This is a genomic window from Bacillus sp. FSL M7-1345 (genome assembly GCF_038006985.1).
GTDB lineage: Bacteria > Bacillota > Bacilli > Bacillales > Bacillaceae_G > Bacillus_A > Bacillus_A cereus_U.
This window is the reverse complement of sequence record NZ_JBBOWG010000001.1, coordinates 4,167,010-4,179,737: the sequence shown is the minus strand read 5'-3', so window position 1 is coordinate 4,179,737 and position 12,728 is coordinate 4,167,010. Positions and strand designations below refer to the sequence as shown.

Genomic DNA, 12,728 nt, shown 5'->3' with positions numbered 1-12,728 from the left:
GCAATATGCGTAAAACTAAAATTGTATGTACTATAGGTCCTGCTAGTGAAAGTATTGAGAAATTAGAGCAATTAATGGAAGCGGGTATGAACGTTGCTCGTTTAAACTTCTCTCATGGTAGCCATGAAGAGCATGGAGCTCGTATTAAAAATATTCGTGAAGCTTCAAAGAAAACTGGTAAAACAGTTGGTATCTTACTTGATACAAAAGGTCCAGAAATCCGTACACATGACTTCGTAGACGGACAAGCTGAGCTTGTAACAGGTGCAGAAGTAATTCTTTCTACTGAACAAGTATTAGGAACTGCAGAGAAGTTCTCTGTATCTTATGCTGGTCTTTATGATGATGTTGATCCAGGTTCTCGTATTCTAATCGATGACGGTCTTATCGAACTAGAAGTAATCGAGAAAGCTGACGGAGACATCCGTACAAAAGTATTAAACAGCGGAACTGTAAAAAATAAAAAAGGTGTTAACGTACCAAACGTAAGCATTAAGCTTCCTGGTATCACTGAAAAAGACGTACAAGATATCGTTTTCGGTATCGAGCAAAAAGTTGATTTCATCGCAGCATCTTTCGTACGTAAAGCATCTGACGTATTAGAAATTCGTGAATTATTAGAAGGGCATAACGCTCAATACATCCAAATCGTACCAAAAATCGAAAACCAAGAAGGTATCGACAACATCGATTCAATCTTAGAAGTTTCTGACGGTTTAATGGTTGCTCGTGGTGATATGGGTGTAGAAATTCCACCAGAAGAAGTACCATTAGTACAAAAACGTCTAATCAAAAAATGTAACGTATTAGGCAAACCAGTTATTACTGCAACACAAATGTTAGATTCTATGCAACGTAACCCACGTCCAACTCGTGCGGAAGCAAGTGACGTAGCAAACGCAATCTTCGATGGAACAGATGCAATCATGCTTTCAGGTGAAACTGCTGCGGGTCAATACCCTGTAGAAGCTGTAACAATGATGGCTAACATTGCGGTACGTGTTGAAAAATCATTACAATATGAAGATATGTTCAAAAAACGTATTAAAGAGTTCACTCCAACAATTACAGATGCAATTAGCCAATCTGTTGCGCACACAGCACTTGCTCTTGATGTAGCTGCAATCGTAGCTCCAACAGAAAGTGGACATACTGCGAAAATGATCTCTAAATACCGTCCGAAATCTCCAATCGTAGCTGTAACATCTGACGAGCAAGTAGGACGTCGTCTTGCACTTGTTTGGGGTGTTCAAGCATTTATGGCTGGAAAACGTGCAGCTTCTACTGACGAAATGTTAGATACAGCAATTCAAACAGGTATGGATGCGGGTCTAATCGGACTTGGAGATACTGTAGTAATCACTGCTGGTGTTCCAGTTGCTGAAACTGGTACAACAAACTTAATGAAAATCCACGTTGTTGGTGAAGAAGTTGCTAAAGGGCAAGGAATCGGTCGTAAAGCTGCAAAAGGTAAAGTAGTTGTAGCGAAAACAGCTGCTGAAGCTGTAGCGAACGTAAACAAAGGTGATATCCTTGTTACAACAAGCACTGATAAAGATATGATTCCTGCAATTGAAAAAGCTGCAGCTCTAGTTGTAGAAGAAGGCGGTCTAACAAGCCATGCAGCTGTTGTAGGTGTATCAATCGGTATTCCTGTTATCGTTGGTGTAAACGGCGTAACAACAACTTTAAAAAGTGGCCAAGAAGTAACAGTTGATGCAGCGCGCGGAATTGTTTATAATGGACATGCGGAAGTGCTATAAGAAGTAATACGGAGAGAAGGATCGGAGTCCTTCTCTTTTTTTTACACAAAAAAGTATAGAGCTAGCTTTAAATGCCTGAAATCGCTTTGAAAAACGTTTATTATAATGTTTAGTGGAAGAGGGTTATTCGTCCTTTGTAAAGCTTGTATGAGCGTTTTAAGAGGCTCGTACGGGGTTTTGTAAGGTGGATGGTGGAAAGTGATGCTTTCACCTTTTGAATGAAATATGAAGGAGTGTGGAGCTGTGAAGTGGTTACTATTCTTACTTATTGTAATACCGGCGATCGAGATTGCGGTATTGATAGGATCGAGTCATGTAATAGGTTTATGGTCTACGTTCGCTATGATTGTATTTACGGGTATTGTTGGTGTATATTTGGCGAAACGACAAGGGTTTAAAGTGCTTAGAGAGATTCAATTTAGGTTAAATAGAGGAGAAATGCCCGGTGATACGGTTCTAGATGGTATTTTTATATTCGTAGGAGGTATTCTTTTAGTACTGCCTGGATATGTGACGGATATAATAGGTTTTATCTTTGTTGTTCCTGTAACGAGGGCTTTATTGAAGCCGGTTGTTATGAAGTGGATTGATTGGAAATTTAGAAAGAGAACTACTATTATTGTTCAGAAATAACGCGTAGATTATAGCGATCTACGCGTTATTTTTTTTGTTTGCTATTTATAGTCAATTGTTAGCTTCTTGTTGGGGGTGGATTATTGTTAGTTATTAAACGATAGGATACAGAGGGTTCTTGTGAATGAAAAGTGTTACATTAGGGTGATGTTCTTGCATGTAGTAAGATTCGACTAGTGAGCAGAAGTTAGATAGGAGAAGAAAAATTACTGATTAAAGGGTTCACCTGCCTTGTTTTGTATATTTATTCATTTACATAAAAAGTAATAAATGTAAGTAATAATTATAGAATAAATAGAATAAAAATGTATTTCCGGCCTGAAATATGCGTTTTTATGCAAAAAAATAAGAGAATTATCCTTTTTTAGGAAATCCCCTTTTAAATGTAGTAGTGCAAAAAGTACAGTGAATAATCAGTGGGAATTTCCCACTGATTACAGTTGATTTTTTGTTGTGTATGAGTTAGAAAACATTATTTTGATGGTGAGCCTTTAATGAATTTCCATAAATCGTGGAATACATGAGCTTTGTGTAATGTATTAAGTAGTACTAATATGACTGGACCGATGATTAATCCTAAAAAACCAAAGAGCTTAAAGCCGACAAATAGAGCGATGAGTGTCGCTAATGGATCGAGTCCAATATTAGATGAAAGTACTTTTGGCTCCATGATTTGTCTTTGGACAATCACGACGATGTATAGGATGAGAAGACCGATGGCGAATGCAGTATCACCTGTGAAAAATACGTATATAACCCAAGGAACGAAGACGGCTCCAGTTCCTAAATACGGGAGTAAATCTACAACCCCTGTAATAATCGCGATAGTAATTGCGTATGGCACGCGTAATATTAAAAGGCCGATTAGTACAATGATAGTTGTCATAGATACGAGTGTAAGTTGCGCTTTAACAAAACCAAACAAAGCTTTTCTTAAATCGACAAAAATAGTTTTTCCGTATCCGTGTAAACGATTAGGTAGAAGTTTTCTTACTTTATGAGCAAGACGGTGCCAATCGTAACTAATGAAGAAGGTGGCTAATAAGACGAATACAAGGACAGTTAAAGTTGTTGGTAATGCACTAATGAAATTTGTTAATCCGCTTATAATGGCGGTTAAAAGTTCTTTCATTTGTGTCGTTGCTCCGGTGCCTAAGTTTTGAATGTTTTGTGTAATAGTGTATCGCTGTGGTTCTCCAAGATGATTAAATTTAGAAATTAAATCATCATAGAGAGGCATAATATGATTAAGTGCAAATTCTTGGGCGAATGCAACGATATCTGGAAACTTCACTGTGACAATTTGTAGTAAGTATGTTGTGGCAGATATTGCTTCAGTTACAAGGTATGTAACGAGTCCGACGATAGCTCCGAATACGAGAATTAAGCTAACGAGTACCGCTAATGCGCGAGGGAATTGTAGTTTTTGATTAAGGAAATTGACGACAGGATTAATCAAATAAGCGAATGCAAAAGCGATAATAAAAGGGTAGATCAGGCCTGACATGTGCAGCAATGTATAGAACCCAACTACCGTTGCTGCAATGACAAATATGAGTCGTAATATCATATATAGTAAGTTCCGGTTCAAAGATGTATACCTCCCATTCCAATTTGGATTATCCTAATTCGTTCAACTTATAACTAGTGAGATTCACTGATCAAAGTTGCACTTTATGTTATAGTGGAATGATGGATTTAGCCTGCTTTTGCAGCGGATTAATGACTACAGAAGCTTGTTGGTGACGCTTCTACTATATGGTAAAAACTTCATTTTCTCTCTTTTTTATTTTACCTGTTTCTTATTATAAAAGAAAGGAGAGACATCCGCTTTTAAATGTATATGCATGCTTTATTTTTTTCTGGTTAAAGTCTTGTTTGTAATTTTGGAATGTATATGAAAATCAATTTTTTTCTTTATATAATTGTCAAATATGCATCGGTATAGCATGTATAACGATAGGTTTAAGGGTATTTTTGTTTGGAAACAAGTTCATTATTTTCAGAAAGGAAGTGCAATCATGATTAGTCAGTCAACGTTATTTTTATTCATACTACTTATTATAGGACTTATTGCTAAAAACCAATCGCTTACTGTAGCTGTTGGAGTGTTATTTTTATTGAAGTTTACGTTTTTAGGCGATAAAGTCTTTCCTTATTTACAAACGAAAGGAATTAACCTCGGTGTGACGGTTATTACAATTGCGGTGCTTGTCCCAATTGCGACGGGGGAAATAGGGTTTAAACAGCTTGGAGAAGCGGCGAAATCATACTATGCATGGATTGCTTTAGCTTCAGGAGTAGCGGTTGCTTTATTGGCGAAAGGTGGGGTGCAATTATTAACGACTGATCCTCATATTACAACCGCACTTGTTTTTGGGACAATTATAGCTGTAGCTTTATTTAATGGAGTTGCTGTAGGTCCGTTAATTGGGGCTGGAATTGCCTATGCAGTTATGAGTATTATACAAATGTTTAAATAAGGAATTTTATAGTAATATAAAAATTTTGAATTCTTCCTGTTCACAAAAGTCAGATAATTGTTTATAATAGGATTAGAAACTTTGAAAAGTTACATAACAGCAGAGACTTTACACCAGATAAAATAAAAACAACATAAAACAATTTTATAATGATATTGTTTTATGTTGTTTTTATCATAAACTCTTCGGAATTCATTTTCCTCACTAACTTGTTGTTCAGAGCGTGAGGATTCGGAGAGACATTCACGCTCATGCTTTCCCTGTAAGTAATGGACAATTAGAGGGGAACATCGCAACAAATTTGCATGAACGTGCATTTTGCTTGCCTAAAGAGTGAACGAGCGTTCATAATTTATAAGGGGAGCAAATAGATATAAGGAGCAAGGTTGGGAGAATTTTCAGGAAAAGGAGAGAATGTCATGACTGTTATTCGAGGTTTAGAAGGGGTAGTAGCAACAACATCATCTGTGAGCTCTATTATTGATGATACATTAACTTATGTTGGGTATAATATTGATGATTTAGCTGAGAATGCTACGTTCGAAGAAGTAGTATACTTATTATGGCACCGCAAGCTTCCTAACGAAAAAGAACTAGCGGAATTTAGTGAAACTGTATCTGAATACTATAAAGTACCAGGTGAAATTTTAACATATTTGAAACAAGTAGATTTAAAAATCGCGCACCCGATGTCGGTTTTACGAACTGCGATTTCCATGCTATCATTATATGATGAGAGCGCTGAAATAATGGATGGAAAGTCTAATTATTTGAAAGCGGTTAAATTACAGGCTCAAGTCGGAACTTTAATTGCGGCTTATGCAAGAATTCGCAAAGGTTTAGATGTTGTTGAGCCAAGAAAAGATCTATCATTAGCTGCAAACTTCTTGTACATGTTAAATGATCGTGAGCCAAATGAAGTTGAAATTGAGGCTTTTGATAAGGCACTTGTACTTCATGCAGATCATGAGTTAAACGCTTCTACATTTACTGCACGTGTTTGCGTAGCTACACTTTCAGATGTGTATTCTGGTATTACAGCAGCAATCGGTGCATTAAAAGGTCCTCTTCACGGCGGGGCAAATGAAAATGTAATGAAGATGTTAACTGAAATTGGCGAAGAAGAAAATGTAGAATCATATATTCATAATGCTCTTCAAAATAAAGTGAAAATTATGGGATTTGGTCATCGCGTATATGAGCATGGTGATCCACGCGCGAAACACTTACGCGAAATGTCTAAGAGATTATGCGTGCTTTTAGGAGAAGACAAATGGTATAATATGTCTATCAAAATTGAAGACATTGTAACAAAAGAAAAAGGTCTTCCACCAAATGTTGATTTCTATTCAGCTTCTGTATACCATTGTTTAGGAGTTGACCATGACCTATTTACACCTATCTTTGCGATTAGCCGTATGTCAGGCTGGTTAGCTCATATTCTAGAGCAATATGAAAATAACCGTTTAATCCGTCCGCGTGCTGATTATGATGGACCTACGCATCAAGTGTATGTTCCAATTGCGCAACGATAAGTGAAAAACACTATTTTGATAGTGAAAATACGCTTTCAAAAGTCTGATTTTTTCGGAAAGATATAATGATTAGAATATTTTAATTTGACTAACGGTTTGAACTGAGGGGTTATTCCCTCAGTTTCATACATATGAAATTTCAAACATGGGGGTTATCACATTGACGACAGGTGAAAAAATTACTGTAACTAATGGTGTTATGAATGTACCAAACAATCCGATTATTCCATTTATCGAAGGAGATGGAATTGGTCCTGATATTTGGGCTGCAGCATCTCGCGTACTAGAAGCAGCAGTTGAGAAAGCATATGATGGTGAGAAGAAAATTGTTTGGAAAGAAGTGCTTGCAGGGGAAAAAGCATTCAACCAAACAGGCGAGTGGTTACCAGAAGAGACTTTAAATTTAATTCGTGAATATTTAATCGCAATTAAAGGTCCACTTACAACTCCAGTTGGCGGTGGTATTCGTTCTCTAAACGTTGCGCTTCGTCAAGAATTAGATTTATATGTATGTCTACGTCCAGTTCGTTACTTTGAAGGTGTTCCTTCACCTGTAAAACGTCCGGAAGATACTGATATGGTTATTTTCCGTGAAAATACAGAAGATATTTACGCTGGTATTGAATATGCACAAGGTTCTCCAGAAGCGGAAAAAGTTCTTGCATTCTTAAAAGAAGCAATGGGCGTTAATAAAATTCGTTTCCCAGAAACATCAGGGATTGGTATTAAACCAATTTCAGAGGAAGGGACAAAGCGTCTTGTTCGTGCTGCGATTCAATATGCAATTAACGAAAAACGCTCTTCTGTTACATTAGTTCATAAAGGAAACATTATGAAATTTACAGAAGGTGCTTTCAAAAACTGGGGTTACGAAGTAGCTGAACAAGAATTTGGCGACAAAGTATTTACTTGGGCTGAATATGATCGTATCGTTGAAAAAGATGGTAAAGATGCAGCGAATAAAGCGATGGCAGAAGCAGAATCTGCTGGGAAAATCATCGTAAAAGATTCTATTGCAGACATCTTCTTACAACAAATTTTAACTCGTCCACGTGAGTTCGATGTTGTTGCAACAATGAACTTAAACGGAGACTACATCTCGGATGCACTTGCTGCACAAGTAGGTGGAATTGGTATTGCACCTGGTGCAAACATTAACTATGTGACTGGACATGCTATCTTTGAAGCTACACATGGTACAGCTCCAAAATATGCAGGTTTAGATAAAGTAAATCCATCTTCTGTTCTTCTTTCTGGTGTATTATTATTAGAGCACTTAGGATGGAACGAAGCTGCGAATTTAGTAACTGATTCAGTTGAGAAAACAATTGAATCAAAAGTAGTAACTTATGATTTCGCACGCTTAATGGAAGGTGCAACAGAAGTGAAATGTTCTGAGTTCGCTAATGAACTTATTAAAAACATGGATGTAGCGATAATCAAAAACGCATAATTAAAGCGGGGGGTAAATTATGACAATCAAACGCAAGAAAGTTTCAGTCATCGGTGCAGGATTTACAGGAGCAACAACAGCATTCTTATTAGCACAAAAAGAACTTGCAGATGTTGTATTAGTGGACATTCCACAGCTGGAAAATCCAACAAAAGGGAAAGCGTTAGATATGTTAGAAGCGAGCCCAGTACAAGGTTTTGATGCTAACATTATTGGTACATCTGATTACGCAGATACTGCTGATTCTGACGTTGTCGTTATTACAGCAGGTATTGCGCGTAAGCCTGGTATGAGCCGTGATGACTTAGTAGCAACAAACTCTAAAATTATGAAAAGTATTACGCGCGACATTGCAAAACATTCACCAAATGCGATTATTGTTGTATTAACAAATCCAGTTGATGCAATGACATATTCTGTATTTAAAGAAGCAGGATTCCCGAAAGAGCGTGTTATCGGTCAATCGGGCGTATTAGATACAGCTCGTTTCCGTACATTCATTTCACAAGAATTAAACCTTTCTGTGAAAGACATTACAGGATTTGTTCTTGGTGGACATGGTGACGATATGGTACCTCTTGTACGCTATTCCTATGCAGGTGGTATTCCGTTAGAAACATTAATTCCGAAAGAGCGTTTAGAGGCAATCGTAGAACGTACACGTAAAGGTGGCGGTGAGATTGTAGGCTTATTAGGAAACGGTAGTGCATATTACGCGCCAGCAGCTTCTTTAGTTGAAATGACAGAAGCAATCTTGAAAGATCAACGCCGTGTATTACCTGCTATTGCATACCTTGAAGGTGAGTATGGTTATAGTGACATTTACTTAGGGGTACCAGTAATTCTAGGTGGTAACGGAATTGAAAAAATTATTGAATTAGAACTTCTTGCAGATGAAAAAGAAGCGTTAGATCGCTCTGTAGAATCTGTACGTAACGTTATGAAAGTTCTTGTTTAATAATTAAATATAAGCGGAAAAAGATTCGGGGCCCCGAATCTTTTTCTACTATTTACTAAATTGTTTTTTTGAAATAATATGAAAACGCTATCATTTGGTGTATCCTATAATGAAACTATAAACTTATACTATACATTGCCCTCGTCATAGTAATTTTCGGATAAGGTATCGCTTTTAGTAGGATAATAAGGTGAAAAAATCGGAGGGGGTTGTAACATGTTAAAGAAAAAAGTTCAAATTGGTCGTAGAATGGATGAAATTACAGTAGGAGAGAAATTATCTATCACTGAAAAAATTGAGGATAAAGATTTGTTATTGTATTTAGGGTTAACGAATGATGCCAATCCATTATATATTCAGCATGATTACGCATCCCAAACTCCGTATGAAAAGCCGATTGTCCCAAGCATTATGCTAACGGGGCTGATTACAACGGCGGTTACGAAATATTTACCAGGTCCAGGTAGTCATATTACTAGGAAGGACCTTACGTTCGTGAAACATGTTCACCATTATGAAACGTTACAAATCCACTTTGAAGTTGTGGCTGTTTCAGAGGAGGAACATACAATTGATATGCTTGTATTTGCTCATGATGAAAAAGGAGAAACTGTTGTAAAAGGTTCATTAACAGTAACACCACCTTTTAAATCTGTTTCCATTATGGAAAAAGCATTAGATAATTTTTAAAAAATGAAAGTTAGAATGATATAAAAGTAGCGCTAGTCATATTCTTATTAAGGGTATGCTAGCGCTGCTTTTTGTTTGGAAAGGGTGATATAACTTTGAAATGGGAAAGGGAAGACATTATTTTTGAAACGATAAGAGAAGCTGAAGTGTGGGCCGATTCAATCGCGAATGAAATGTACGGGAAAGTATTTGATGGATATGAAACACCAGATTATAAAATAGCGTATGCTCTTTCGTTTTTCCTAGCGCAAAATCGAGAGTTTATAGTTCATACGGAAAAAGAGTTTAAAAAAGATAGATTCATCTATAAAGTTTGGATAGCGACCGGATAGAGGGAATGAAGTTACGATTGCTTTTATTTTCCGAAACTCTAGTACAAACGAGCTCCATGAATAGACAATTATATTGAGGGAGACCTTGTTTTCTAGTATGATGAGAATAACGGGGAAAATACTAGGATGAAGAAGGTTTCAAGTCTATAACTTGGAGGAAAAGAATGAACAATCGTATTTTAGTAGTTGATGATGAGGAATTTATCTTAACTTTAATTGAATTTAATTTACAACAAGCTGGGTTTGAAGTTATAACAGCGATGGATGGAGAAATGGCGCTTCAAAAAGCGACAACAGAACGCCCAGATTTAATTATATTAGATTTAATGCTTCCAAAAATGGATGGTATGGAAGTTTGTAAAGAATTACGATTGCAGCGTGTTATGACGCCGATTTTAATGCTAACAGCAAAAGATGATGAATTTGATAAGGTGCTAGGTCTTGAGCTTGGGGCTGATGATTATATGACGAAGCCGTTTAGCCCAAGGGAAGTTGTTGCTCGTGTGAAAGCGATTTTGCGCCGCACGAAATTACAGCAAGAAGAAAAAGTTTCGGAAACGCCAGATGAAGATAGTATCATAATTGCAGAGCTTAAAATTTTACCGGAGTTTTATGAAGCGTACTTCCAAGGTAGGAAACTGGAACTAACACCGAAAGAATTTGAGTTACTTGTTTATCTTGCAAAAAATAAAAGTCGTGTATTAACTCGTGACCAATTATTGAGTGCTGTATGGAATTATGATTTTGCCGGTGATACAAGAATTGTTGATGTCCATATTAGCCATTTGCGCGATAAAATTGAACAAAATACGAAAAAACCGACGTACATTAAAACGATACGTGGTTTAGGTTATAAATTAGAGGAGCCAAAAGGGGATGAATAAATTTCGTTCCAGGCTTCTTTTTACTTTTGTTTCTCTTATCGTTTTTATTTTAGTTGGACTAGGTGTATTATTAGAAACCGTATTTGAAAATTACTATATAGATCATGCTAAAGAAAGAATGGTAAAAGAGACAAGGTATGTTGCTGTATTAGCAGAGGAGCAAGGGTTTGATTCTGTTTTAAAAAAGCCGTATGTATTTGAAAAGTTAGAAGAACAAATACCAGCTTCTATTATATTTGTGGATGAAAAAAAGAAAGTTCAATATAGCGGAGGGAAACAATCTGCATTTAGTCAAGAGATGATTAAAGAACTTTCTTCTGAAGCAGGAAAACAAAAAAATAAAGTCATTACGAAAGAAACAGATCAAAAGAATGAATTTTATCATGCTGTGTTCGTCCAGGATGTAGAAGGGAAACAAGGATACATTTTGGTGAAAAGTACAATTGATACTTTGAGGGACGTTCATCAAAAAACGTGGGGATTATTAATTATCGGATTTGTCATTGCTTGTCTCGTAGTTGTATTCCTAGGTGTCAAAATTACAGGACAATATATTAGGCCGATTGAATCAGTTACGAAAGTTGCGATTGAATTAGCGAAGGGTAATTATAAAGCGCGTGCATATGAAAGCCATTCGGATGAAACAGGAATGCTGAGTAAAGCAATTAATATTTTAGCTCGTAATTTACAAGAGATGACACTCGAACAAGAAATGCAACAAGATCGTTTGCACACATTAATTGAAAATATGGGAAGCGGAATGATTTTAATTGATAGCCGTGGTTATATAAACCTTGTAAACCGTTCTTATAAGGAGACTTTCCACGTAACAGATGAAGAATATTTAGACCGTTTATATTATGAATCGTTTCACCATACGGAAATTATTGAGCTTGTGGAAGAAATTTTTATGACAGAAGTGAAAGTGCGTAAACAAATGTTATTGCCGCTAGGTATTGAGCGCAAGCATTTCGAAGTATACGGAGCGCCAATTATTGGGACAAACCATGAGTGGAAAGGGATTGTTCTCGTATTCCATGACATTACAGAGTTAAAGAAATTAGAACAAATGAGAAAAGACTTTTTAGCGAATGTTTCTCATGAATTGAAGACACCGATTACTTCTATTAAAGGTTTTTCAGAAACACTCTTGGACGGAGCGATGGATAATAAAAAATTCTGCGAACATTTCTTGCATATCATTTTAAAAGAAAGTGAGCGTATGCAAGGATTAATTGAAGATTTATTAGATTTGTCAAAAATCGAGCAGCAAGGGTTTAGATTAAATATGGGTACGGTTGATATGAAGGGGCTTCTTGAAGACATTCACATGGTGCTTGATAATAAAGCGGGTGAAAAAGAAATCTCTTTACAAGTGAATGTATTGAAACGAGTTTCCGTTATTGGAGATCCGAGCCGCTTAAAACAAATCTTTATTAATTTAATTAATAATGCAATCGTATATACGCCGGCTGGAGGCGTTGTTTCAGTTGAATTATTAGAGGATAAATATAATGCGTATATAAAAGTGTCGGATACTGGAATTGGTATTAGTAAAGAAGAAATCCCTCGTATATTTGAACGTTTTTATCGAGTTGATAAAGCGAGAAGTAGAAATACGGGTGGAACGGGTCTTGGTTTATCAATTGTAAAGCATTTAGTTGAAGCACATCAAGGTACGATTACAGTGGATAGTGAGGTTGGAGAAGGTACAACATTTACAGTTGTTTTACCAAAATCAGCTACTGAAAAATAGGATGAAGGATATTTACAATATATTAACAATGGCTTAATTAAATATTAATAAAGCTCTGTTAATATAATATATGAAAACCCCTTCATCCAAGGAGTAATTTTGGACGAGAGTAGTTATGCTATTCTCGTCACTTCCCTTTTATGCCAATGTAAGTCTGTTTATATAGGATAGAAAAAAACCGTTATTTTTCTTCTCTCTATTAGTCATGTTAATATAGAGAGAGGATAGGAACGGTTTTTTT

Annotated in this window: 11 protein-coding genes; 10 read left to right on the top strand and 1 reads right to left on the bottom strand. The window is 36.4% G+C overall.

Annotated features, from left to right (window positions below; all coding sequences use genetic code 11):
- The first annotated feature begins 5 nt into the window (after window positions 1–5).
- Window positions 6–1,763: a pyruvate kinase gene (gene pyk, locus MHB76_RS21805; RefSeq protein ID WP_002160257.1), complete on the top strand. Its 1,758-nt coding sequence runs from the start codon at window positions 6–8 to the stop codon at window positions 1,761–1,763.
- Window positions 1,764–2,006: 243 nt separating this feature from the next.
- Window positions 2,007–2,396: an FxsA family protein gene (locus tag MHB76_RS21800; protein WP_002160258.1), complete on the top strand. Its 390-nt coding sequence runs from the start codon at window positions 2,007–2,009 to the stop codon at window positions 2,394–2,396.
- A 472-nt stretch (window positions 2,397–2,868) separates the two neighbouring features.
- Here the strand turns inward: MHB76_RS21800 and ytvI are convergent, their stop codons facing one another.
- A complete protein-coding gene (gene ytvI, locus MHB76_RS21795) occupies window positions 2,869–3,987 on the bottom strand; it encodes a sporulation integral membrane protein YtvI (RefSeq protein ID WP_340987644.1) in 1,119 nt (372 codons plus the stop codon).
- A gap of 430 nt (window positions 3,988–4,417) precedes the next feature.
- Between ytvI and MHB76_RS21790 the strand changes: the two genes are divergently transcribed.
- From MHB76_RS21790 to phoR, 8 genes are all read left to right on the top strand, one after another.
- Entirely contained in the window at window positions 4,418–4,879 is a 462-nt protein-coding gene (locus MHB76_RS21790; RefSeq protein WP_002112200.1) for a DUF441 domain-containing protein, read from the top strand.
- A gap of 386 nt (window positions 4,880–5,265) precedes the next feature.
- Complete coding sequence (citZ, locus tag MHB76_RS21785) at window positions 5,266–6,414, top strand: citrate synthase (protein WP_002112199.1); 1,149 nt, start codon at window positions 5,266–5,268, stop codon at window positions 6,412–6,414.
- A 160-nt stretch (window positions 6,415–6,574) separates the two neighbouring features.
- Window positions 6,575–7,867 carry an NADP-dependent isocitrate dehydrogenase gene (icd, locus tag MHB76_RS21780; RefSeq protein WP_002112198.1) on the top strand — a complete coding sequence of 431 codons (1,293 nt, stop codon included), beginning with the start codon at window positions 6,575–6,577 and terminating at the stop codon, window positions 7,865–7,867.
- 19 nt (window positions 7,868–7,886) lie between these two features.
- On the top strand, window positions 7,887–8,825 hold the full coding sequence (gene mdh, locus MHB76_RS21775; RefSeq protein WP_002160261.1) for a malate dehydrogenase: 939 nt from the start codon (window positions 7,887–7,889) through the stop codon (window positions 8,823–8,825).
- 216 nt (window positions 8,826–9,041) lie between these two features.
- Window positions 9,042–9,515: a MaoC/PaaZ C-terminal domain-containing protein gene (locus MHB76_RS21770; protein ID WP_002015489.1), complete on the top strand. Its 474-nt coding sequence runs from the start codon at window positions 9,042–9,044 to the stop codon at window positions 9,513–9,515.
- Between the two features lie 95 nt (window positions 9,516–9,610).
- Window positions 9,611–9,847 carry a hypothetical protein gene (locus MHB76_RS21765; RefSeq protein ID WP_002034283.1) on the top strand — a complete coding sequence of 79 codons (237 nt, stop codon included), beginning with the start codon at window positions 9,611–9,613 and terminating at the stop codon, window positions 9,845–9,847.
- Between the two features lie 164 nt (window positions 9,848–10,011).
- Window positions 10,012–10,731: a two-component system response regulator PhoP gene (gene phoP, locus MHB76_RS21760; RefSeq protein ID WP_002112195.1), complete on the top strand. Its 720-nt coding sequence runs from the start codon at window positions 10,012–10,014 to the stop codon at window positions 10,729–10,731.
- Window positions 10,724–12,487 carry a sensory box histidine kinase PhoR gene (gene phoR, locus MHB76_RS21755; RefSeq protein ID WP_002112194.1) on the top strand — a complete coding sequence of 588 codons (1,764 nt, stop codon included), beginning with the start codon at window positions 10,724–10,726 and terminating at the stop codon, window positions 12,485–12,487. The genes phoP and phoR overlap by 8 nt, the downstream gene beginning before the upstream one ends.
- Window positions 12,488–12,728: the final 241 nt, after the last annotated feature.